The organism is Agrobacterium tumefaciens, assembly GCF_005221385.1.
Taxonomy (GTDB): domain Bacteria; phylum Pseudomonadota; class Alphaproteobacteria; order Rhizobiales; family Rhizobiaceae; genus Agrobacterium; species Agrobacterium tomkonis.
In genome coordinates, this window is sequence record NZ_CP039906.1 from 15,331 (window position 1) to 38,303 (window position 22,973).

23 protein-coding genes and 1 pseudogene are annotated in these 22,973 nt (G+C 60.1%); 16 read left to right on the plus strand and 8 right to left on the minus strand.

Features of this window, described 5'->3' with window-relative positions:
* The first annotated feature begins 115 nt into the window (after positions 1-115).
* From traA to CFBP6623_RS26540, 11 genes and pseudogenes are all read left to right on the plus strand, one after another.
* On the plus strand, positions 116-3,811 hold the full coding sequence (gene traA, locus CFBP6623_RS26490; protein ID WP_080843385.1) for a Ti-type conjugative transfer relaxase TraA: 3,696 nt from the start codon (positions 116-118) through the stop codon (positions 3,809-3,811).
* A 14-nt stretch (positions 3,812-3,825) separates the two neighbouring features.
* The gene (locus CFBP6623_RS26495) at positions 3,826-4,548 is read left to right on the plus strand and encodes a DUF6118 family protein (RefSeq protein ID WP_080843384.1); all 723 of its coding nucleotides are present in this window, start codon (positions 3,826-3,828) and stop codon (positions 4,546-4,548) included.
* A 204-nt stretch (positions 4,549-4,752) separates the two neighbouring features.
* Positions 4,753-4,935 (plus strand): annotated as a pseudogene (tnpB, locus tag CFBP6623_RS27165) (IS66 family insertion sequence element accessory protein TnpB); the annotation flags it as partial.
* 220 nt (positions 4,936-5,155) lie between these two features.
* Positions 5,156-5,965 carry a phosphonate ABC transporter ATP-binding protein gene (phnC, locus tag CFBP6623_RS26505; RefSeq protein ID WP_006473175.1) on the plus strand — a complete coding sequence of 270 codons (810 nt, stop codon included), beginning with the start codon at positions 5,156-5,158 and terminating at the stop codon, positions 5,963-5,965.
* On the plus strand, positions 5,962-6,810 hold the full coding sequence (gene phnD, locus CFBP6623_RS26510) for a phosphate/phosphite/phosphonate ABC transporter substrate-binding protein (protein WP_003501103.1): 849 nt from the start codon (positions 5,962-5,964) through the stop codon (positions 6,808-6,810). The genes phnC and phnD overlap by 4 nt, the downstream gene beginning before the upstream one ends.
* Before the next feature lie 70 nt (positions 6,811-6,880).
* Positions 6,881-7,687, plus strand: coding sequence for a phosphonate ABC transporter, permease protein PhnE (gene phnE, locus CFBP6623_RS26515; RefSeq protein ID WP_006473411.1), 807 nt, complete (start codon positions 6,881-6,883; stop codon positions 7,685-7,687).
* A 13-nt stretch (positions 7,688-7,700) separates the two neighbouring features.
* On the plus strand, positions 7,701-8,699 hold the full coding sequence (locus CFBP6623_RS26520) for a phosphonate dehydrogenase (protein WP_003501101.1): 999 nt from the start codon (positions 7,701-7,703) through the stop codon (positions 8,697-8,699).
* 12 nt (positions 8,700-8,711) lie between these two features.
* Complete coding sequence (locus tag CFBP6623_RS26525) at positions 8,712-9,632, plus strand: LysR family transcriptional regulator (RefSeq protein WP_003501100.1); 921 nt, start codon at positions 8,712-8,714, stop codon at positions 9,630-9,632.
* A gap of 346 nt (positions 9,633-9,978) precedes the next feature.
* The gene (locus CFBP6623_RS26530; protein WP_024710158.1) at positions 9,979-10,575 is read left to right on the plus strand and encodes a recombinase family protein; all 597 of its coding nucleotides are present in this window, start codon (positions 9,979-9,981) and stop codon (positions 10,573-10,575) included.
* Positions 10,568-12,220, plus strand: a complete 1,653-nt coding sequence (locus tag CFBP6623_RS26535) for an IS481 family transposase (RefSeq protein ID WP_003501095.1) — start codon at positions 10,568-10,570, stop codon at positions 12,218-12,220. The genes CFBP6623_RS26530 and CFBP6623_RS26535 overlap by 8 nt, the downstream gene beginning before the upstream one ends.
* The gene (locus CFBP6623_RS26540; RefSeq protein ID WP_024710159.1) at positions 12,220-13,197 is read left to right on the plus strand and encodes an ExeA family protein; all 978 of its coding nucleotides are present in this window, start codon (positions 12,220-12,222) and stop codon (positions 13,195-13,197) included. The genes CFBP6623_RS26535 and CFBP6623_RS26540 overlap by 1 nt, the downstream gene beginning before the upstream one ends.
* Before the next feature lie 109 nt (positions 13,198-13,306).
* Here CFBP6623_RS26540 and CFBP6623_RS27170 read toward each other — a convergent pair whose 3' ends face one another.
* The 4 genes from CFBP6623_RS27170 to CFBP6623_RS27285 all read right to left on the minus strand — a co-directional run bounded on the left by CFBP6623_RS27170 (position 13,307) and on the right by CFBP6623_RS27285 (position 16,183).
* On the minus strand, positions 13,307-14,593 hold the full coding sequence (locus tag CFBP6623_RS27170; protein ID WP_232370482.1) for a replication protein RepA: 1,287 nt from the start codon (positions 14,591-14,593) through the stop codon (positions 13,307-13,309).
* A 71-nt stretch (positions 14,594-14,664) separates the two neighbouring features.
* Positions 14,665-15,657, minus strand: a complete 993-nt coding sequence (locus tag CFBP6623_RS26550; protein ID WP_080843383.1) for a Fic family protein — start codon at positions 15,655-15,657, stop codon at positions 14,665-14,667.
* Positions 15,635-15,976, minus strand: coding sequence for an antitoxin VbhA family protein (locus CFBP6623_RS26555; RefSeq protein WP_208613766.1), 342 nt, complete (start codon positions 15,974-15,976; stop codon positions 15,635-15,637). Before CFBP6623_RS26555 ends, CFBP6623_RS26550 begins: the two co-directional genes overlap by 23 nt.
* A 78-nt stretch (positions 15,977-16,054) precedes the next feature.
* Entirely contained in the window at positions 16,055-16,183 is a 129-nt protein-coding gene (locus CFBP6623_RS27285; RefSeq protein WP_425090551.1) for an NTP-binding protein, read from the minus strand.
* Between the two features lie 46 nt (positions 16,184-16,229).
* On the opposite strand from CFBP6623_RS27285, the gene CFBP6623_RS26565 reads away from it, so the two are divergent.
* The 4 genes from CFBP6623_RS26565 to CFBP6623_RS26580 are packed head-to-tail and all read left to right on the plus strand — an operon-like array spanning position 16,230 to position 20,712.
* A complete protein-coding gene (locus tag CFBP6623_RS26565) occupies positions 16,230-17,912 on the plus strand; it encodes a Mu transposase C-terminal domain-containing protein (RefSeq protein ID WP_010791757.1) in 1,683 nt (560 codons plus the stop codon).
* A gap of 2 nt (positions 17,913-17,914) precedes the next feature.
* Entirely contained in the window at positions 17,915-18,823 is a 909-nt protein-coding gene (locus CFBP6623_RS26570; protein WP_000393453.1) for a TniB family NTP-binding protein, read from the plus strand.
* Complete coding sequence (locus CFBP6623_RS26575; RefSeq protein WP_011405615.1) at positions 18,820-20,037, plus strand: TniQ family protein; 1,218 nt, start codon at positions 18,820-18,822, stop codon at positions 20,035-20,037. The genes CFBP6623_RS26570 and CFBP6623_RS26575 overlap by 4 nt, the downstream gene beginning before the upstream one ends.
* Positions 20,038-20,097: 60 nt before the next feature.
* On the plus strand, positions 20,098-20,712 hold the full coding sequence (locus CFBP6623_RS26580; RefSeq protein ID WP_010981357.1) for a recombinase family protein: 615 nt from the start codon (positions 20,098-20,100) through the stop codon (positions 20,710-20,712).
* Positions 20,713-20,750: 38 nt separating this feature from the next.
* Here the strand turns inward: CFBP6623_RS26580 and CFBP6623_RS27175 are convergent, their stop codons facing one another.
* The 4 genes from CFBP6623_RS27175 to merB form a co-directional block, all read right to left on the minus strand.
* Positions 20,751-21,071 (minus strand): DUF3330 domain-containing protein, encoded by a 321-nt coding sequence (locus CFBP6623_RS27175; protein ID WP_010981356.1) that lies wholly within the window; start codon positions 21,069-21,071, stop codon positions 20,751-20,753.
* Between the two features lie 15 nt (positions 21,072-21,086).
* Positions 21,087-21,323 carry a broad-spectrum mercury transporter MerE gene (merE, locus tag CFBP6623_RS26590; protein WP_005413392.1) on the minus strand — a complete coding sequence of 79 codons (237 nt, stop codon included), beginning with the start codon at positions 21,321-21,323 and terminating at the stop codon, positions 21,087-21,089.
* Positions 21,320-21,685 carry a mercury resistance co-regulator MerD gene (gene merD / locus CFBP6623_RS26595; RefSeq protein ID WP_000995361.1) on the minus strand — a complete coding sequence of 122 codons (366 nt, stop codon included), beginning with the start codon at positions 21,683-21,685 and terminating at the stop codon, positions 21,320-21,322. The genes merE and merD overlap by 4 nt, the downstream gene beginning before the upstream one ends.
* Positions 21,686-21,796: 111 nt before the next feature.
* Positions 21,797-22,435, minus strand: a complete 639-nt coding sequence (gene merB, locus CFBP6623_RS26600; RefSeq protein ID WP_011405612.1) for an organomercurial lyase MerB — start codon at positions 22,433-22,435, stop codon at positions 21,797-21,799.
* A 68-nt stretch (positions 22,436-22,503) separates the two neighbouring features.
* Between merB and CFBP6623_RS26605 the strand changes: the two genes are divergently transcribed.
* Complete coding sequence (locus CFBP6623_RS26605; RefSeq protein WP_010981353.1) at positions 22,504-22,938, plus strand: mercury resistance transcriptional regulator MerR; 435 nt, start codon at positions 22,504-22,506, stop codon at positions 22,936-22,938.
* Positions 22,939-22,973: the final 35 nt, after the last annotated feature.

The following is a 22,973-nucleotide window of genomic DNA, read 5'->3' on the forward strand; positions in this document are numbered from 1 at the left end:
CGACACCGAGAAGCGAAGTAGCGTAGCGAATAAGTTAATAAGGGCGCATATACGGGTTGTTCCACAACTCATGTGCCGCTAGCGCGGGGCCTACGGCCAGAGAGGAGAAACAGCATTGGCGATCTTCTATTGCCAGATGTCTGTTGTCTCTCGCTCGTCTGGCCGCAGCGCTGTGGCGGCTTCAGCCTATCGCACGGCGGAGAAGCTGATCAACGAGCGTGACGGGCTGGTGCATGATTACTTACGGAGAGATGGCGTCGAACATTCGGAGATCGTCTTGCCGGAAGGCATGGAAGCTGCCTGGGCTCTTGAGCGTTCAACCTTATGGAACGCAGCCGAGGCGGCCGAGAAACGCGCTGACGCCCGTGTTGCGCGGGAATTCGTGATCGCGCTTCCACATGAGCTGAGTGCAGAGACGCGATTGGAATTGACGCGGGAGTTTGCACAGGATCTTGCAAACCGTTATGGCGCGGCAGTGGACTTTGCGATCCACGCTCCTCATCCGGAAGGCGACGTTCGCAATCATCATGCTCATGTGTTGATGACGACGCGGCAGATTACGGAGGAAGGGTTCGGCGCGAAGACATATCTTGAGCTTGCCAACAAGGAACTGCTGCCACGCGATCTGCCGACAACACAGATGCAGCTCGTCGACATTCGCCGCTCTTGGGAAGGAATGGCAAACGAACGTCTGGCGCAGGAAGGACTGGATGTTCGTATCGATCATCGCTCGCACGCCGAACGTGGTTTGGAGATCGAGCCAACGCAGCACATGGGTGTTGCCTCCACCAGCATGATGCGGCGCGGCGGCAGCGTGGAGCGCGGGCGCATTGATGAGAATGCGGCGAAGCGGAATGCCGACCTTATTCGCGAGAAGCCGGAACAGGTCCTGACGCTGATCAGCAATGAGAAGAGCGTGTTCGATCGGCGTGACATCGCAAGGACGCTGCATCGTTACATCAATGGCGATGTTCAGGAGTTCCAAAATGCCTTTGCGTCGGTGATGGCCTCGCCGGCGCTGGTGGAGCTTCAGGCAGAGCGAACGGATGTCGAGTCCGGCGAGCTCACGCTGGCGCGCTATTCGACACGTGAGATGGTCGACATCGAATACGGTATGATGGCGTCGGCCGAGCGCATGCATGGGGCGGAGCGCCACCGCGTCAGTCGCCGCCATGTGGAAGCGGCGATCGGCGTTCAGGACGAGGCGATCCGGCGGGCCGTTTCGTTCGACACGGAAGCCAAGGTTGGACGTGGCGAGATGTCGGAGGCCGAGCGGCAAACCCGCATCGACGGAGCAGGTCTGTCTGATGAGCAGCGCAAGGCGATCGAGCATATTACCGGGCCGGAGCAAATCGCGGCCGTGGTCGGGTTTGCCGGCGCTGGCAAATCGACAATGCTCGCCGCCGCTCGATCGGCGTGGGAAGCGCAAGGGTATCAGGTTCATGGTGCCGCCTTGTCGGGCAAGGCGGCCGAAGGGCTGGAGGAGAGCTCGGGTATCGAAAGCCGCACGCTGGCGTCATGGGAGAGAAGTTGGAAGCTTGAGAAACGTGAGCTTGGGCGAGGGGACGTATTCGTGATCGATGAAGCCGGCATGGTGGGCAGTCGACAGCTTGCCCGCTTTGTTGGCGAGGCCGAGCAGCGTGGCGCGAAGATCGTGCTCGTTGGCGATCATGAACAGCTGCAGGCGATCGGAGCCGGCGCGCCATTCCGGGCCATTGCCGAAGAGATCGGCCATGCCGAATTGTCGGATATTCGTCGCCAGCGCGAAGGTTGGCAGCGGGAGGCCTCCGTAGCTTTCGCCACCCACAAGACGGCCGAGGGACTGGCGGCCTATCGAGACAATGGCGATATTCACTTCGCCACCGATCGCGACCAGGCGCGGGCGGAGATCGTGCAGGATTATCTTGCCGACCGCGAGCAACGGCCGGAGGGCACGCGCGTCGCCATGGCGCATCGTCGTGTCGATGTTCGAGCGATCAATGACGGTGTTCGAGCCGAACTTCAGGAGAGGGGGCAGCTCGCCCAGGGTGAGGAGAGCGGCGAGCTCTCGTTCCAAACCAATGACGGCCAGCGTTCGTTTGCGGCCGGCGACCGCATCGTGTTTCTGGAAAACAATCGCGATCTCGGCGTGAAAAACGGGATGCTCGGGACCGTCGATCACGTCGAGTCTGGTCGTATCGTTGCGACCCTCGACGGCCGCGGCGACAGCATTTCGATCCCGACCAATGACTATCAGGCGATCGACCATGGATATGCGACAACGATCCACAAAAATCAGGGGGCCACGGTCGACCGCGCCTATGTGCTGGCATCCGGCACCATGGACCGGCATCTGACCTATGTCGCCATGACCCGTCATCGAGACAGTGCGCAGCTCTATGTCGATGCCCAGGAATTCACGGATCGAAAGGCCGGTCGCTTGGTAGAGCATGGGCAGGCGCCGTTCGAACACAAGGACGGCAACAGCCAAAGCTATTTCGTGACGCTGGAAAACGCGCAGGGACAGCGCTCGACGACATGGGGCGTGGATCTCGGCCGCGCCATGCAGGAGGCTGCACCGGAGATTGGTGCGACAATCGGACTCAAGCATGAGGGATCACAGCCGGTTCGGCTTCCTGATGGCACGGAGACGCATCGCAACGCGTGGAGCGTTCAGGATGCCGGCGAACTGGTTTATGCCCAGCTTGAAAGCCGCCTGTCACGCTCAGGGGCAAAAGAAACCACTTTGGACTATGCCAAGGATTTTGCCGAACGGCGCGGTATTGCGGAACAATTCGGAGTGCGCAGCGAGATCGAACTTGCTCCTGTCCAATTCCAAGGGCAGGAACTGTCGGCCCGTGCGGTGCGACCTGCGCAGGAGCAGCAGGACCGGCCTACCGAGCGCCAGCATGTTTACGAGGAACGTGCCGGCGAGCGGGCCGGTCCTGTACTCACGCAGGATGCGGCACAGGATCTCGCCCATGATGTTGCCAAGCGCGACAGCCAGAGCCGGACTGCATTTGACGGCCTGAAACTGGGGCGTGGCTCCGTCGCCGATAAGTCGCAGCAGGACCGCTCGGAGGGGAAGGGTATGCAGGCAGGGCAGAAGGGGCCGGAGAAGGCCGATCGCCAGCGGCGTGGCATGTTCGATGGTCTGAAGCTGAAGCCGTCCGTGCCGACCTATCGGCCGGAAAGGGAAGGGGGCGAGCGTCCCTCTCTTGGGCGAAAGGAGACGGCACAGGATCGCCTTGCGGAGCGGTCGCGGCCACTGTCGGGCTTTGAACAGGCGGTCGACGGTTATGCGCGGGCATTCAGCGCTGCCGACAAGCAGCTCCAGCAGAATTTGCCCGTACTCGAAGGGCAAAAGCAGGAGCTGCACACAGCGGGCCAGCGTCTTGACCAGACGCGGCCGGGATCGCATGACCTCATCCGGTCCGCTCTTCAATATGACCCCCAGACGGCGGATGCGATGACGCAGCTTTCCGGCCGCGAGCGCGTCGGCCAGCTTATCGCCGGCATGGACCGCGAGCGGGCTGCGCTTTCCGATCCCAATATTCGTGCAGAACGGTTCGTCCAGCACTGGCAGAAGCTGGATAAGGAGCGCAAAACACTGACGACGGGATGGCATGTCGAGGCCCGTCAGAAGGTCGAGGGACAGATGCGCGACATGGCGAAGAGCCTGGAGCGCGATCCGCAACTTGAATCGGCCTTGCGCAATCGAGGGCGAGATCTTGGTATGGGACGGAATCTGCAGCAAAACGAGCGTGTGTCCCAGGAACTGCAAAAGGGCATCACGCAGAGCCGTAGCCAGGGAATGGGACTTGGCTTGTAAGAGAAGGAAGCGGAATGACGGAAGACGATCGCAACGAAGTTCAGGCCGATGAATACCAGGATCACACAGACTCCGAAGCTTCGAACGAACATGATCCCGGCGACCCGGCGGCTGCCTTCGAGGCATTGCGCGAGACGGTCGAAGATCTCGCCGCCGATCTAAGCCGGGAAATGACCACAATCCGCAAAGGTGTCGAAGCGGCTTTTGACCGGCTTGAAGGCCAAAGCGCGCCGGTCGACTACAGCGCCGACATTGGCCGCGTCGTCCAGAGTCTCAACATTGTCGGAGAACGCCTGCAGGCCATCGAAAAATCGCCGGCTCTTCGGCAAGGACCGGACCATTATGCTCGTACGATCGAGCGCAGCGGCACGGACCTTGTTCGCAATGCCGCTCAGCAGCTTGAGCGCCAAGCGTCCGATCTCGAGCGTATCGGCAGGCAGCTCGCGACCGTCACGAAAGGGGCCTATATCCGGGAGCACCAAAATTTCCGGATGTGGATGGCCGGCGCGATCGGCATCATAGCCGGTATGGTGCTGCTCGCCCTATTGCCGCGCTTCCTGCCTTTTTCGATCGACAGCCATGTTGCCAGCCTTGTGATGGGAAGAGACCGTGTCAGCGCCGGCCGGGCGATGATCGAGGTTGCCGATCCCAACAAATCACAGGACATAGTTGTAGCGGCTTGCCAACATAAGCGCCTCTGCTCGCAAACATCGGCATTTTCTGCTCGAATTATCTGACAATGGAGCGGGCGTCGTGCTCACGCTCTTTGCCAATGTGCTCGCAAACATCCGGGTCTGCTTGCAAACATCCGCCACGTGCTCAGATTAATTGCCAGCGACGGCATGGTCAAACCGGGACGCCTGCCTGTCGTAGTTGCTCGGTCAGCTGACGGGAATATTCGGGATCAAGGGTGCCCGCCAGGAAGGCGCGGATATACGGACATGCGCTGTGGCTTTCCCTCCTTGGCGCTTCGGGTGCAGGAGGTTCTGCAGCATGATCCGTTGTCAGGGCATCTCTTCGTCTTCAGGGGCCGCAGATCGGATATTTTGAAGATCATCTGGCATGATGGTCTGGGCGCCTGCCTTTTTACCCGGCGGCTGGAGAAGGGCCGGTTTATCTGGCCGAATATGGGATAGCATCCGTCAAGGTGGTGTAGAATTGGGACCGGGCCGTCATGATCAGGCGGCTCTGGGTGAAATTTCTCCATCGCAGCTACGCGAGGAGGTAGAGCTGAGTTTAAGTGCTGTCATTGAAGTTTCACGAGCCTGATAAACGGACGTCATATGTCGCCCATAGTGATGCAAATATTCAATCGATGCACCACTAACGATCAGGATTATTGTGATGCTGGCTCTGAACGGAGTTGCCGTGACCTATGCCAACGGCACCCAAGCTTTGAAGACAACGACATTGACGTTCAACCAGGGTCAGTTCGTCGTGCTCCTCGGTAGATCCGGCGCAGGCAAATCTACCCTCATCCGGACACTCAACGGCTTGGTTGCGCCGACGTCTGGTTCGATCACTTCTAACGATATTGGTGCTCTGGATGCGGAAACTAAGCTTCGCATTCACCGAAGGCGAACTGGGATGATATTCCAGCAGCACCAACTCATAGGGCGCTTGAGCGCGCTCGACAACGTCATGACGGGCCGCCTGGGCTACCACTCTGGCTGGCGTACGTTGTTCCCTATGCCGCGTTCGGATCGAAGGCTGGGGTTGGAATGCCTTGAACGCGTAGGCCTTCTTGATAAGGCTCTCGTCAGGGCGGATCAACTATCCGGCGGTCAGCAGCAACGGGTGGGCATTGCGCGCGCGCTGGTCCAGAAGCCCCAACTGGTCCTTGCAGATGAGCCCGTTGCAAGTCTGGACCCTGAAACGGCTGTCGAGGTCCTGTCGCAGCTTCGCGAAATATGCACAGCCGACGGCATCACTGCTGTGATCAGCCTTCATCAGATCGATCTAGCTCGCCGGTTCGGCGACCGGGTCATTGCTATGCGCGACGGGGAAGTGGTTGCGGACGCCGCTGTCGACGAACTGACCGATCAAATGTGTGCGTCGATCTACCGCAGCGCCCCAAGAAATCCGACCACAACACAAGATTTGTCCAACTACGAGTATGATCAACCTTTAGCTGCCATGGAGGCCGCATTATGAAGAAGCTTCTGTCCCTCGCATTCCTCGCCGTTCTTGGCTGGAGTTCGTTGGCGCATGCTGGCTCAAATCCAGAGACATTGCGCGTCGCGTTGCTACCGGACGAGAACGCCGCCACTGTCATCAAAAACAATCGTCCTCTCGAGGAGTATCTTGAGAAGACACTCGGTCGGGAGATTGAACTGATCGTAACGACCGACTACTCGTCAATGATCGAAGCGATGCGTTTCGGCCGGCTTGAGTTGGCTTATTTCGGGCCGCTCTCTTACACGCTCGCGAAAACCAAGGCTGATATCGAGCCTTTCGCAGCACTTATGAAGGATGGCGAAACTACCTATCGCGCTGTAGTTGTCGCCAATGCAGAGGCTGGCATCGAAAGCCTTGAAGATGCAAAAGGGAAAAAGGTCGCGTTTGGGGACGTGGCTTCCACCTCAAGCCACCTTATCCCGAAATCTATGCTGCTTAAGGCCGGAGTTGAGGCTGGAAAAGACTATAGCGAGAACTTCGTAGGGTCGCATGATGCCGTGGCTATTGCAGTGCAGAATGGCAATGCTCAGATTGGCGGACTTTCGTTGCCCATCTACAATTCAATGGTCGCTCGTGGCACCATTGATCCTAAGAAAGTTATCGCCCTCGCCGAGTCCGATCCGTTCCCGCAGTACCCCTGGACCATGCGGTCGGATCTTGACACTTCGTTGAAAGAGGCGATCACCAAAGCCTTCATCGACCTTAAAGACGAAAAGGTATTGGCATCCTTCAAAGCCGATGGGTTCGCTCCGATCGATGACAAAGCCTACGACGTCGTCCGTGAGCTCGGTAAAGTGCTGAACTTGGACCTGAGTCAGTAAGGCGCGTTCGAGACAGTTTCTCACCTTTCGACGCAGGCGCTGGCCTGCGTCCTTTCTTCCAGGATATGTGATGACACAGCCGTCGGCCGACTACGACTCTATCCTTCAACATCAAAACAAAGCTTGGACCAGAGCTGGCGTGATCGCGTTGGCAATTGCGTGTGTGATCATTGTTAGCAGTTATCACTCCGGTCTTCTTGATCTGGAGCGTCTGGGATCTGGGTTTCCTGCGCTCTGGCAGCTCGGTACGGAAATGTTTCCCCCGGATTTCAACCGAGGCTTGGAGTGGATCAGCCCTCTCATCGACACTCTGGCGATGAGTATAGCTGGGACTGCGATCGCGGTACTGATATCACTTCCAGTTGGCTTTTTCGCCTCAGGGAAAACAGCACCCAACGCTGTCATCTATATGATCTCGCGTGGATTGTTGAATGGTCTACGGTCGATCCCGGAGCTGATTATGGGCATCGTCTTCGTGGCGGCAGTGGGATTTGGAGCGCTCCCAGGCGTGCTGGCTCTTGGTCTTCACTCGGTTGGCATGGTGGGCAAGTTCTTTGCGGAGGCGATCGAGCATTGCGATAATGCGCCTATAGAAGCCGCACGCGCAGCTGGTGCGTCGCCGTTCCAGATCGTGACGCGGGCGATCTTGCCACAAGTTCTACCGCAATTGGCCGATGTGACCATCTATCGGTGGGAGTACAACTTCCGCGCCTCGACAATCCTGGGCACTGTGGGAGCTGGTGGTATCGGTTTCGAGTTGATGACATCCCTCCGGATCATGAATTATCAGGAGGTTCTTGCGATCATGCTCGTTGTCCTTCTGATGGTCACCATCGTTGACCAGGTCGGCGCTCTCCTCCGCCGCCAGCTGCAATAGAAGGATAAATTAAATGCTCCCAAAGGTAGTAATCACCCATCGCGTCCACGAGGAGATTATCTCAAAGCTATCTCCCCACGCTCGTTTAGTTTGCAACGATACTGATGATACATGGCCCCGCGAGAAACTGCTCGCAGAATTGAGCGACGCCAAGGCGATGATGGCGTTCATGCCGGACATGATCGACGCGTCTGTACTCGCGCACGCTCCCGATCTTCAACTTGTGGCATGTGCGCTGAAAGGCTTCGATAACTTCGACATCGAAGCCTGCACGCAGCGTGGAGTCCACGTCACGATAGTGTCCGATCTTCTCACTGACCCGACAGCCGAACTTACAATCGGTCTGATGATTGCTCTTGGGCGGCACATTCTGCCAGGCGACAAGAGCGTCAGGAGGGATTACAAAGGTTGGCGCCCTCGGTTTTACGGCCTTGGGCTGCAGGGCACAGCAATCGGCATTTTAGGGATGGGAGCGATCGGAAAAGCTATAGCACAGCGCCTAAGTACCTTCGGCGCCATTGTGTCGTACTGGGATCGTCAATCCCTGGACAAAGCCGATGAGATCAGACTGAACGTAAAGCCTCTTGAATTTGACCAGTTGATCTCGTCGTCTACCTTTCTTGTGTGTGCACTCCCGCTTTCGGCCGAAACGAAGCATCTCCTCGGCGCTGAACAACTCGCCAAAATGCCCAAAGGAGCACTTCTTATTAATCCTGCACGCGGAAGCGTGGTTGATGAAGAGGCTGTTGTCGCTGCATTGCAGGCGGGGCGCTTGGGAGGCTACGCCGCTGATGTTTATGAGATGGAGGACTGGGCCAGACCCGACCGGCCTGACAAGGTCCACGGGGGTCTCCTCAATCGCGAACATGATTCGATCTTGACACCCCACATAGGCTCAGCAGTGGCGAAGTCGCGTTTGGCTATCGAGCACGAGGCTGCTGACAACATTATAGATTTTGTCCAAGGCCGAAGACCTCGTGCGGCAATTAACGAGGTTCAACTAATTCCTTGATTAGAGAAAGTAATGTTTAGCCTTTCGCATGTCGCAGCATTCATAGAGGTAATCGAAACTGGCAGCTTTCACGAGGCGTCGCGACGGCTTCAGATATCCCAACCGACTGTCTCACATAATGTGAAACGATTGGAGGATATACTAGGGGTGCGGCTGGTCGAGAGGAGGAAGGACAAGTGTGTGCCGACTCGGCAAGGGCTCGTATTCTTGCCATTCGCACGCAGCCTTTTGACCGTCACGAAGAGATCTCTGGACCGCCTGCACAGCGGCCGGATTACGTTGGGTGCCAGTACTAACATCGGTACCTATATTTTGCCAGTCCACTTGAAGCGTTTACAGGATGCTCAAGGCCGGCCACCTGAGGTGGCCGTTGCCTCAAATCCTGAAATCATCGAAAAGCTCTTGAGGAAGGAGATTGATCTAGCCTTTACCGAATGGTGGGACGATCGAAAAGGATATCAAGCCCGCCTTTGGCGGAAGGAAAAGCTGGTAATAATCGTATCCCCACAGCATAATTGGAGGACGCGAAAAACAATTGAAGCGGCAGAGTTATTTCAAGAGTCCCTCATTGGCGGAGAACGTGGAACCGGTACCGGATCCGTGCTCCGCGAGGCCTTCGGCCAAGCGGCAGAGCAATTCCCAATCTCATTCAATGTCGGGAGCACTGAGGCTGTGAAGCATGCAGTTCGAGCTGGTCTCGGCATTTCGATCGTGATGAGGAGCACTGTCCTCGATGAGCTCGCGTCGGGTAGGCTTTATGAGGTTTCTGTTGAGAATGTGGTTCTCGAAAAGTCTGTGTGGGCTGTACATCCCGTACATATGGAGGATGGTTCACCGGAAGCAATCGCGCTTAAGGTTATACTCGATGCGAGCGCCCCTCTGGGTGACCTAGAGCACGTCCACATTACTCGGGGTCATATCCGCAAGATTTGAAGTAGTTGGCGCATTCCTGCGGCTCGAACATGGTAACGGCCTGGCCGACCGCATCCTTTGGTATCGCCGCCTCAATTCCCGGAGTATCCCATACAAGGGGGACAAGATCGGGGACCGCCCGATTTTCGATGCGTAAGGTTCCCTGCTCCATGTCGCGAATATTCGGCCGTCAGACACATAGTTGGTTTCCATGGATCGTTTGTCATAAACGAGGGTTTTTGAGCATGCCATAGCGCATGCCGTCACGCCCCTTGAATGGCGCGATGGAATCTTCTCAAAACTGTTATAGAAACGGTTGTCGCAAAATGCTATGTGTCCAACGACTTTCAAGAACATTTGGATGGCTATGCGGGTCGGGTACGCCAGGGTCAGCACGATCGATCAAAATCCGGAGCTTCAGCTTGAGGCGCTGAGACGCGCCGGTTGCGAGAAGGTGTTTACCGAGCGCGGGTCAGGCGCTCGCGATGACCGCCCGGAATTGGGCCGAATTCTCTCCGACGTGCTTCGCACTGGTGACACGCTCGTTGTCTGGAAACTCGATCGGTTGGCGCGATCGCTAAAGAAGCTCATCGCGACGGCGGAAGAGTTGGAGCGCGCGAAGATCGGGCTCGTGTCCTTGACCGAGAGCATTGATACGACGACGCCGGGCGGCATGCTGACCTTCCATGTCTTCGGTGCGATCGCCCAGTTCGAACGTGCTCTGATCCGCGAACGCACGACGGCTGGACTGGTCGAGGCGCGGCAACGTGGCCGCAAGGGTGGCCGCCCGCCCGCGATGCGCCCGGGCGATATTGCCGCGGCGCGCGCCCTGATGAAGGAAGGCAGCATACCGGTACGCAATATTGCGCAGCGCATGGGGGTTTCTGTTGCAACCCTCTATCGTCATATCGGCAAGAAGGGTGGCTCTCCCAAAACAGTGGAATCCGAGGACGTCCATGGCTGAGCGGAGAAAGCGGCCGCCCGGAGAGGCTCTTGTCGATCTTCGACGCCGATTGTCGCTGCTTTCTCCCCGTGATCCAGGCCGTACCGAGATTGTTGCTCGTGCCGCCGATGCCTACGGCATCTCGATCTGGACCCTGTATCGGGCGCTGCGGGAGTTGAACCGCCCGAAATCCGTACGGCGCGCCGATCACGGAACCTCCCGGATCGCCCCGCAGCCGGAGATGGAAACCTATGCCGAAATCATCGCGGCCCTGAAGATCAGAACGGCGAACCGGAAGGGGCGGCATATCTCCACGGCGCGCGCCATCAAGCTGCTTGAGGAAGACGGCGTGGTGACGCCCGATGGCCTGGTCCGTGCACCGCCCGGCATCTTGAAACGCGCAACGGTCGATCGGCTGCTGCGTGTTTCCGGCCTGGATTATGCGCGCGTCACCCGCCCGGTGGCTGCCGTCCGATTCCAGGCGCGGCGTTCCAACGAACTCTGGCACTTCGACATGAGCCCGTCCGACCTGAAGCAGGTGGAAGCGCCGCTTTGGGTCGAGGAAGGGCGCGGCCGGCCGACGCTGATGCTGTTCTCCGTGGTCGATGATCGCTCCGGCGCGAGCTATCAGGAATACCGCTCCGTCTACGGCGAGGACGCGGAGTCCGCCTTGCGCTTTCTCTACAATGCCTTCGCCGCCAAGCCTGAACCGGAACTGCCGCTTCAGGGGATTCCAACGACCATCCATATGGATAACGGGCCGGTGAGCCGCTCGCGCGTTTTCCAGTCCGTCATGGGTAGCCTTGGTGTCCGGGTTCTCACGCATATGCCCCCGTCGGACAGCGAGCGGCGCACGCCGGCGCGAGCGAAAGGCAAGGTCGAGCGGCCGTTTCGCACGATCAAGGAAGTGCACGAGACCCTCTATCATTTCCACAAGCCGAAGGACGAAGAGGAAGCCAACCTTTGGCTCAGGCGCGCCTTGGTCACCTACAATAACGGCGACCATCGCACAGAGTCTCATGCACGCATCGAGGATTGGCTGCGGCATCTTCCTCCTGACGGGGTGCGGGCGATGTGCTCCTGGGAGCGGTTCTGCGCCTTTGCGCGCGAACCGGAACGACGGACGGTTGCTGGAGACGCGACCGTATCGGTCGAAGGCGCATCCTATGAGGTCGAGCCCGAACTTGCCGGCGAAACGGTGACCTTGCTCTGGGGCCTGTTCGATCAGGAACTGTTCGTCGAGCATGAGGGCAAGCGCTTCGGTCCATTCCAACCTTCGCGCGGGGCGGTTCCCCTCTTTCGCTATCGCAAATACCAGAAGAGCAAGCTCGAAGAGCGGCTCGACAAGGTGGTGCGCCTGGCAGACCAACTTGGGCTCCCCCGCGCCGCGGTCACCGGCGGGGATCGTCCATTGCCTTCGCTGCCCCCGACCACGGCTGGGCTGAGTGTACGGCGGACACCGTTTCCGGAACCCGCAATAGAGACCGCTTATCCAAATGGCCTCGCAGCCCGTGGGGCCATCGCCGACCAGCTCGGCCGGCCGATCGGCGCGATGAATGCCGGTGACCGCGCCTTCATCAATGAACTGCTTGGAGAAACACTCGACAAAAAGATGATCGCGGCCCGTATCCGCGAACGCTTCCAGGCGCGAAGAAAGGAAGAATGATGCTCGCTGACGTTCAATCCAGTTACGGCCTCGACCGGCCTTTCCAAGGGGCCGGCAACTTTGAGACCGAGCATCAGCGCACGATCATCCGCGAGGTGTGTGCGGCCGTCCAGACCGGTCGGCTTGTCGTGGTCTCCGGCCTGGTCGGTTCGGGGAAAACCCACCTTTTGCGCCGCATCGAGGCCGAACTCACCAAAGCCGGCAAGGTCGCACTCGCCAAATCGCTGGCGGTCGACAAGCGGCGCACTTCGCTGCCATCGCTCATTGAAGCCCTGTTCTACGACTTGTCTCCCGGCGATCGTGCGCAGGTCAAGATCCCCAAGCAGGCCGAGCGCCGGGAGCGCGACCTGCGCGACATCATGAAAAAAGGCAAACGGCCGATCGTCCTCGTGGTCGACGAGGCCCATGACCTGCACCACAAGACCTTAACCGGCCTGAAGCGACTGATGGAGGTGGTCGCCGACGCCGGCGTGCTCCTTTCCGTACTTCTTGTCGGGCATCCCCGGTTGCGCAATGATCTGCGCCGGCCGCAAATGGAGGAGATTGGCTACCGCACGACCATTTTTGACTACGAGGGGATCGGCTCCGCGCGCCGCGACTATGTTGCCTGGCTGCTTGGCGCCTGTGCGGCCGAAGGCGTAAAGGTTGGCGAACTCCTCGAGGAAGAAGCCATCGACCTCATCGCCGAACGTTTGCGCACGCCGCTTCAGATCGAGATGCATCTCACCCTCGCATTCGAGCAGGGCTTTCGCCTCGGCGCCAAGCCGGTTACCGCCGAAATCGTCGAGCAGGTCCTGTCCCGCGCCATCGACGATCTCGAACCGACGTTGACCCGAAATGGTTACGATGCGACGGCTCTGGTCACGCACCTCAATGCTCGGCCGTCGGATATCCGCGCCTTCCTGGCGGGCACCCTTGATCCCGAATATTCCCGTCAGCTGACCGAGCAACTACGACAGGCAGGCGTCCCGGTTTGACCATGCCGTCGCTGGCAATTAATCTGAGCACGTGGGGGATGTTTGCAAGCAGACCCGGATGTTTGCGAGCACATTGGCAAAGAGCGTGAGCACGACGCCCGCTCCATTGTCAGATAATTCGAGCAGAAAATGCCGATGTTTGCGAGCAGAGGCGCTTATGTTGGCAAGCCGCTACAGATAGGTAGCTCATTCGGTGCGTGAGCCACACATAAATGTCGAGCGCCAAGGGCGATTGACGAAGTACGCGCATCGCCCGCATGTCCACCGGCAAAGGGTGCTCGATGCACTCTTTAAAGAACGGTTCGGAAAGCTGTAGGCGCGATTGCCAAGTGCCTGCTTCGTCCTCGGCCTGCGGTTGCCACCATTCGACCTTATCGGCCAGCAGCACGTTTTGCAGCGCCCAGGAATCCTTGCCCTCGTACCGGCACGAAATGATCGCGCTGAAAAGCGTGGTCATGGCGTGCTTCAAGCGGGTGATGTCGCCGCGCTTGCCGCCTGTGCTGTGTAGTCCGAGTTCGTTCAAGTAAGAAGCCAGCGTGTCGCCCAGGCTCAAGACGCGCTCCTTCTTCTGAACGGCTTCGGTCGCAACCCAGGTCAGCAGCAGCCGGGGCAGGGTGCCGTAAGGCAATCCCTCCGGGTGCGCGGTGAGCATGGTCAATGTGAAGTCGCCGTTCTTGCGCACGAACCGATCTTCGGCGAGCCGGCGATGCGGTAGCGTCGCAATGGCGAGCGCGCGGGTCATGAAACCGAGCGTGCCGGCGCTTTTTGCATCCTCGGCCTCAATGGCAAGGTGCGCTTCGATCAGGTCGCGCACGCGCTCGGGTAGCTCGGCATAGCGGTAATCGAAAACGGCCTTGATGGGCGTTTCGATGCGGCGCTTTGCGGCGGCCGGCTTCTCGGCAGGCGGCGTAATGTCTTTGGCCGCCGACTTGAAAGCCCGATAGGGCTTGGCTGTGCCAGCCGGCCGGCCGTCCATCTGGTCGGCCCTCGCGCGGGCTTCGGTCTGCACTCTTGCCAGCAAAGGGAAGTCCTTCGCCAAAATGTCATTGAGCGAGGAAAGCCGTTTCGCCTCTTTCTGATTCCAGCGTTGACGCTCGGCCTGGGCCTTAGCTCTTACGGCCTCGGCCTTGGCCGTGGCCTCGCCCTTCGCCCTGAGTTGCGCCGTCACGTCGTCGGCGTCGCCGATGATCTTGCCCACGGTGGGCACGGCAAGCCGGCGCTTGGCCTCGGCGTTGTCTCGGTGCGCCTGGGCGGTCTTCGCGGCAACCATCGTTGCCGATTCAAGGTCGATGCCGATCTTCACCAGTTCGTCACGGTAGCCGGCTTCGTCGAACACGTCGGCGTCGGTTTTTTTGGTGCGTGTTCCGCCCCGTGTGGTAGATTGTTGTCTGGTCATCGTCGCCTGTCCCTTAAATGTGGTGGTGATGGCAAGCCGGCAGATTGCCCGATCTGCCGGCTTTTCTGTTTCTAGCGCTCATGCTCCGGTCCTTGCTGACCGGCCCGCGTGCGGTCGGTCTGCTTGGCCGGCGTGGCGTTTCCCTTCTGCCTTTCATCTGGCGACTGACGAAAATCCTTCGTCTCGCCCTGGTCTAGCTTCGCCTGGACGTGCTTGCGCACGGTCAGCAGCGCATTGCGCTGCGCGGCGGCGTCGTCCGGCATCTTTGTCTCGAAATACTGCGCGGCCGTGCGCATGGTCTTGTACGCTTCGCGCAATTCGGGATGTAGCTCGATGGCGTCGGCCTCGGGCATCTGCTCGAAGGCGATAGCGCGGCTTGGCCGGATCGCATCGCGCAGCAGGTCCGGCAAGGCGCGGTTGCTTTCAAACTGGTCCATGCTCAACACGACATCGCGCTTTGTGCCGGCGTGCTGGATATGAGGCAGTGCCAGTTCGTTCACGCTGAGGTCGCGGGCGATATAGAGAACATCGCGCCCGCCCGGCGACTTCCCGAAACGATCCCAATCGAGCGTGTAGCCGGACGCCTCGGCAAGCTCGCGGGTGAACTCGCGCAAGGTGCGGCTGTTGCCGTCACTGAATGGGTGGATGTAATCGACTTCGGAATAGAGCTTGCCGATAGCCTTGGTGAACTCGGCCGGCTTGAGCTTCGATAGCTCGGCCGGGTTCGCGCCCTTCAATACGTCATCAAGGCGGGCTTGCGCGGCCTTGTCCATCCGCGAGTAGGCGACATTCGACGGCGCTGCGACCGTCTCAAGGCTGCGGGTCTTGATCCAGTCGTTGCCGGCGGCCACGGCCGGGCGGTACTCGCCCGGCGTGACATCATCAAAGCCCAGGCCGGGAAGGTCTTGGAATATGCGGCGGTTGACTTCTTTCAGGTGTGAGGCGTCGAAGTTGCCGCGCACCGGGTCAAGGCGCAATTCAACGACGCGCTGCCATGTGTGCGTCGCTTCAAGCGCTTGGCGCTGTTCAGCCGAAAGCGGCTTACCGCTCTTGGGCTGATTCATTGCGCACCTTCACGAACTCGGGCAGGTCGATTTCGCCGTTGATGAAGCGCTGTGCGTGCCTCTCGTCGGCCTTGCTGAGTTTGAAGCCTTCCAGGCCGACCGAAGAACGGCCATAGTTCACGGCGTCTTCGCGGCGCTTGCGCTCGGCCGGGCTGATGAGGGAACGGGCCGGAGCGCGCGACCGGGACCGTTCGACATACTCGCGCATGAAATCGCGCAGCACCTGGGCGGCGGGCCGATGCTCTTGCTCGGCGGCTTCCGAAAAGCTCGAACGCAAATCCGGCTCGACCCGGAACGTCATAGTTACTTCTTTGCTCATGGCTCACTCCGTCACTGATTCGGATAGGGCATTGTGCCCGTAACGCCATTGTACTGCAAACGTCATTACATGGTCAATTTAAATAGCCAAAAATACCCTAGCCAATTTACTGTCATTTTCAGAAGACGACTGCACCAATTGACGGGGCGTAACGCCAGATGTGCAGGCGACTCCTGACAACGCAATATCAGAAGTCATCTGCACCAATCTCGACTATGCTCAATACTCGTGTGCACCAAAGCGAGGTGTGAGCATGGCGTCAGACACATCATTGATTGCCGAGCAAGGCGTGGCCACCCTGCCCGATGCGGCTTGGGCGCAGGCCCGGCAACGGGCGGAAATCATCGGGCCGCTGGCAGCGCTTGATGTGGTCGGGCATGAAGCCGCCGATGCCGCTGCTCACGCGCTTGGCCTGTCCAGGCGGCAGGTGTATGTCCTAATCCGCCGTGCCCGGCAAGGTGCTGGGCTTGTGACGGACCTGGCTCGCAGCCGATCCGGCGGCGGAAAAGGCAAGGGACGCTTGCCGGAATCAGTTGAGCGCATCATCCGCGAGTTGCTGCAAAAGCGCTTCCTGACCAAGCAGAAGCGTAGCCTGGCAGCGTTCCACCGCGAGGTCGCGCAGGCTTGCAAAGCGCAAAAGCTGCGGGCGCCGGCGCGCAACACCGTGGCTCTGCGGATCGCCGGCCTCGATCCGCTCAAGGCCACTCGCCGCCGGGAAGGTCAGGATGCGTCCCGCAGCCTGCAAGGTGTCGGTGGTGAGCCTCCCGCCGTGACCGCGCCACTGGAACAAGTGCAGATTGATCACACGGTCATCGACCTGATCGTGGTGGACGAGCGCGACCGGCAACCGATTGGCCGTCCGTATCTGACCATCGCCATCGACGTGTTTACCCGCTGCGTGCTCGGCATGGTCGTCACGCTGGAAGCGCCGTCATCTGTTTCGGTCGGCCTGTGCCTTGTGCATGTCGCCTGCGACAAGCGTCCCTGGCTGGAGGGTCTGAACATAGAAATGGAGTGGCCGATGAGCGGCAAGCCCAGGCTGCTCTACCTGGACAACGCGGCCGAGTTCAAGAGCGAAGCGCTACGCCGAGGCTGCGAGCAGCATGGCATCCGGCTTGACTATCGCCCGCTCGGGCAGCCGCACTACGGCGGCATCGTGGAACGGATCATCGGCACGGCGATGCAGATGATCCACGACGAATTGCCAGGGACGACCTTCTCCAACCCTGACCAGCGCGGCGACTACGATTCCGAAAACAAGGCCGCCCTGACGCTGCGTGAGCTGGAGCGCTGGCTCACATTGGCGGTCGGCACCTACCACGGCTCCGTGCACAACGGCCTGCTCCAGCCGCCGGCAGCGCGCTGGGCCGAAGCTATCGCGCGGACCGGCGTGCCAACCGTCATCACTCGCACCACGGCTTTTCTGGTCGATTTTCTGCCCATCATCCGCCGCACGCTGACCCGCACCGGCTTCGTCATCGACCACATCCATTACTACGCCGATGCGCTCAAGCCGTGGATAGCTCGGCGCGACCGCTTGCCTGCGTTCCTGATCCGGCGCGACCCGCGCGACATCAGCCGCATTTGGGTGCTGGAGCCGGAGGGGCAGCACTATCTGGAAATTCCATACCGCACCTTGTCGCACCCGGCTGTCACCCTCTGGGAACAACGACAGGCGCTGGCGAAATTGCGGCAGCAAGGGCGCGAACAGGTGGATGAGTCGGCGCTGTTTCGCATGATCGGCCAGATGCGCGAAATCGTGTCCACCGCGCAGAAAGCTACGCGCAAGGCGCGGCGCGACGCGGATCGACGCCAGCATCTCAAGGCAACGGCAGTTCTTTTCAAAACCACGCCACCACCGGACGCGGACATGGCTGACCCGCAGGCAGACAACCAGCCACCTGCCAAACCGTTCGACCAGATTGAGGAGTGGTAGCCGTGGAAGAATATCCCATCATCGACTTGTCCCACCTGATGCCGGTGGCCCAGGGCTTGGCCCGTCTTCCGGCGGACGAACGCATCCATCGCCTTCGCGCTGACCGCTGGATCGGCTATCCGCGAGCAGTCGAGGCGCTGAATCGGCTGGAAGCCCTGTATGCGTGGCCGAACAAACAACGCATGCCCAACCTGCTGTTGGTCGGTCCAACCAACAACGGCAAGTCGATGATCGTCGAGAAATTCCGCCGCACCCACCCGGCCAGCTCCGACGCCGACCAGGAGCACATTCCGGTACTGGTCGTGCAGATGCCATCCGAACCGTCGGTAATCCGCTTCTACGTCGCGCTACTTGCCGCGATGGGCGCGCCATTGCGCCCGCGCCCACGGCTGCCGGAAATGGAGCAATTGGCGCTGGCACTGCTACGCAAGGTCGGCGTGCGCATGCTGGTGATCGACGAATTGCACAACGTCCTGGCCGGCAACAGCGTCAACCGCCGGGAATTCCTCAACCTGCTGCGTTTCCTCGGCAACGAGCTGCGCATCCCGCTGGTCGGGGTCGGCACACGCGATGCCTACTTGGCGATCCGCTCGGACGACCAGTTGGAAAACCGCTTCGAGCCGATGATGCTGCCGGTGTGGGAGGCCAACGACGATTGCTGCTCACTGCTGGCCAGCTTCGCGGCTTCGCTCCCGCTGCGGCGACCCTCGTCGATTGCCACGCTGGATATGGCCCGCTACCTGCTCACGCGCAGCGAGGGCACCATCGGCGAGCTGGCGCACCTGTTGATGGCGGCGGCCGTCGCTGCCGTGGAGAGCGGTGAGGAAGCGATCAACCATCGCACGCTCAGCATGGCCGATTACACCGGTCCCAGCGAGCGGCGGCGGCAATTCGAGCGGGAACTGATGTGAAGCCAGCGCCACACTGGCCACTGCATCCGGCTCCCAGGGAAGGCGAAGCCTTGTCTTCGTGGCTCAACCGCGTGGCCCTTTGCTATCACATGGAGGTGTCCGAGCTGCTGGAGCACGATCTTGGTCACGGCCAGGTTGATGACCTGGACACCGCGCCACCACTGGCGCTGCTGGCGATGCTCTCCCAGCGGAGCGGCATCGAGCCGGACCGGCTGCGTTGCATGAGTTTCGCCGGCTGGGTGCCTTGGCTACTGGACAGCCTTGATGATCAGATTCCAGATGCATTGGAAACCTATGCGTTCCAGCTCTCGGTGCTGCTGCCGAAACTCCGCCGTAGGACGCGATCCATCACGAGCTGGCGTGCCTGGCTGCCCAGCCAGCCGATACATCGCGCCTGCCCGCTCTGTCTGAACGATCCGGAGAACCAAGCCGTACTGCTCGCGTGGAAGCTGCCCCTGATGCTGAGCTGCCCACTGCATGGCTGCTGGCTGGAATCCTATTGGGGCGTGCCAGGGCGGTTTCTCGGCTGGGAGAACGCCGACGCCGAACCGCGCACTGCCAGCGACGCGATTGCGGCGATGGACCAGCGTACCTGGCAGGCACTGACGACCGGCCACGTGGAGTTGCCGCGCCGACGCATCCACGCCGGATTGTGGTTTAGGCTGCTACGCACGCTGCTCGATGAGCTGAACACCCCGCTTTCGACGTGCGGCACCTACGCGGGGTATCTCCGCCAAATCTGGGAATGCTGCGGGCATCCGCTGCGTGCTGGGCAAAGTCTGTGGCGACCGTATGAAACCCTGAACCCGGCAGTACGGTTGCAGATGCTGGAGGCGGCGGCAACGGCAATCAGCTTGATTGAGGTGAGGGATATAAGCCCGCCAGGCGAGCACGCAAAGCTATTCTGGTCCGAGCCCCAAACCGGGTTCACCAGTGGCCTGCCGGCGAAAGCGCCGAAGCCCGAACCCGTCGATCACTGGCAGCGTGCAATCCAGGCCATTGATGAGGCCATCATTGAAGCACGACACAACCCCGAGACGGCACGCTCGCTGTTCGCGTTGGCTTCCTATGGTCGGCGCGACCCCGCTTCCTTGGAACAGTTGCGCGCCACCTTCGCGAAGGAAGGCATCCCCCCGGAATTTCTGTCACATTATGAGCCTAGCCTACCCTTTGCATGCCTTAGACAGAATGACGGGTTAAGTGACAAATTTTGACGTGCAGAGCTTCCCGATGCAAACTGTCACATAATCGAACGTATATGTGACAGGTACAAGATGCTGATTGGCTACATGCGAGTATCGAAGGCGGATGGCTCCCAGGCGACGGACTTGCAGCGCGATGCGCTGGTCGCGGCCGGTGTTGATCCGGCGCATCTCTATGAAGACCAAGCGTCCGGAAAACGCGAGGATCGTCCCGGTCTGGCGAGCTGTCTGAAGGCACTACGGCCAGGCGACACGTTGGTCGTTTGGAAACTGGATCGGCTCGGGCGCGACCTGCGCCATCTGATCAATACCGTCCATGACCTGACCGGACGCGGCATCGGCCTCAAGGTGCTGACCGGGCACGGCGCGGCCATTGACACCACGACCGCCGCCGGCAAGCTGGTCTTCGGTATCTTCGCCGCGCTGGCCGAGTTCGAGCGCGAGTTGATCGCCGAGCGCACCGTGGCGGGCCTGGCCTCAGCACGGGCACGCGGCCGGAAAGGCGGCCGGCCGTTCAAGATGACCGCCGCCAAGCTGCGGCTGGCGATGGCGGCAATGGGGCAGTCAGAGACCAAGGTCGGCGACCTGTGCCAGGAACTTGGCATCACGCGGCAGACCCTGTATCGGCATATTTCACCCAAGGGCGAGCTACGTCCAGATGGCGAGAAGCTACTCAGCCGAATTTGATGCCGACATGAGGCGACGTAGCGAAAGCGTGGTTTGTCTCAATTTGACGGCGGCGAACCGCAAGCGTTCGGTTCGCCGCTCGTTTCGGTCGCAGTGCTGGCCCGCGCCTGGAAACGTTGATAACACTCCAGCCCGCAGAAGTGCTCGACGTACTCCGCGCCTTCCGGTGTGAAGGCGGCATCGAGCGGAATTTCCTTGCAGCACACGCAGCAACTGGTGGCGGTCGGATCATTTGCATTCATGGTGGCACCCCTCCATTGACTGACGAAGACGGCGAATGCCGCCGCCGGCATCGGCTTTGCGAACAGAAAGCCTTGCCCGCGCTCGAACGCTTGGGCCCTCCGCCGTAGTCCATCCATCCGGCCGGGAAGCGCTCATGATCTTTCCCTGAATGCCCGCAACGCCCGCGCCAGTGACAGAAGAAACAGGCCGGTCAAACCGAGCGCCGTGATGACCCAATACTCGACAAGGAATGCACCGGCGGTTGTGCCGGCCAGCACGGCAGCGAGGATGGACAGGTGGCAGGGGCAAGTCAGCACGGCCAGCGTGCCCCACAGGTAGCCGGTGAACGGTTTGTGCGTCTCGGCCGGCATGCGCTCGGGGCTGTTCATGGCAAACTCTCCGCATGCTGTGCCGGCGCGGTCGGCATGGCGGCCAACTGCACTTCCAGATTGGCCAACGCTTCGCGCCGGCGTTCGACGAACTGACGCAGCACAGCAAGCTGCGCGGCAGTTTCATCGCAGTTCGCCGCATCCAGCGCCCGGCACAGCCGCGCCAATGCGCCGAGGCCGATGCCCGCCTCGAAGGCGGCCCGCACGAAGCACAGTCGCTGCAAGGCGGCGTCATCGAACAGGCCGTAGCCACCCGTGGTGCAGGCGACTGGCCGCAGCAATCCGCGCAGCAGGTAGTCGCGCACGATATGCACGCTCACCCCGGCATCAAGGGCCAGCCGGGACACCGTGTAGGCGTTCATCGAACACCTCCTTTTGGTCGGTTCACGGCAATGCATATACCGTTTCGCCGAGTTCAATCCGCGCGCTGCGAATCCGATGCCGGTGCCGTAGAACATTGGGTCGATATCCGATCACGGTGTCCTAGATGACATGGTCTGCAACAGATGTCGATTAAACTCCTGGCCCAAGCCGAAAGCCTCGTGGACACTGACGATCGCCAATCCTTCCAATCCTTGATGCTTGGAGGCCCAGTCTTCCGCCGTCGGGACAGATGCAAAGAAATGTACATGGCAACAGAAGGACTGACGAACGTCGGCTGCTTCCTGCGGCAATACCAAGGACACCGCCATGCCGGCAGGTTCGACAGCCTGTATCTCGCTGGGTGAAACCGTAAGCGAAACGGGTGCTCCAGTTGCAGCGCAATGCGACGAGACGCGAGCTGTACGGCCGATTAACGCCGGGAGCATCAGGGTGTCCAGCGCGCACCAGGCATACAGCCGGCGGTTGTCAATTTCCAAGACATGCGACGTCTCGCGCAAGGTGAGGACATAGCCGATGATGTTCCCATCGTTGTCGTATTCGGTACTGGTGGCTTGTTCGAGCACAGCCGCCACTTGCTCAGCGGGCCAGCCAAGAGTCCTGGCAAGCGTAGTTCGCGAAATCGGGCGTCCCTTGGCAAGTTCACCCAGTAGCGCGACCAAGAACTCCGCAAAACCTTTGGGCCGGTTGGTCGGGGTGAGACGTTCTAAAATATATGGGGCGAGCTTCATGGTTCCATCTCCTATTTGAATTGGATAGCGTAACCTTACTTCCGTACTCATGTACGGAGTCAAGCGGTATGGAAAATAATTTGGAGAACCTGACCATTGGCGTTTTTGCCAAGGCAGCCGGCGTCAACGTGGAGACCATCCGGTTCTATCAGCGCAAGGGCTTGTTGCCCGAGCCGGACAAGCCCTATGGCAGCATTCGCCGCTATGGCGCGGCGGACGTGACACGGGTGCGATTCGTGAAATCGGCCCAGCGGTTGGGCTTCAGCCTGGATGAAATCGCCGAGTTGCTGCGGCTCGACGATGGCACCCACTGCGAGGAGGCCAGCAGCCTGGCCGAGCACAAGCTCCAAGACGTGCGCGAGAAGATGGCCGATTTGGCGCGCATGGAGGCTGTGCTGTCTGACCTGGTGTGCGCCTGCCATTCGCGGCAGGGGAATGTTTCGTGTCCGCTGATTGCGTCGTTGCAAGGTGGAACGAGCTTGGCAGGGGCTTCCACAGCTTAGCGTGCTTTATTTTCCGTTTTCTGAGGTGCCCCCTA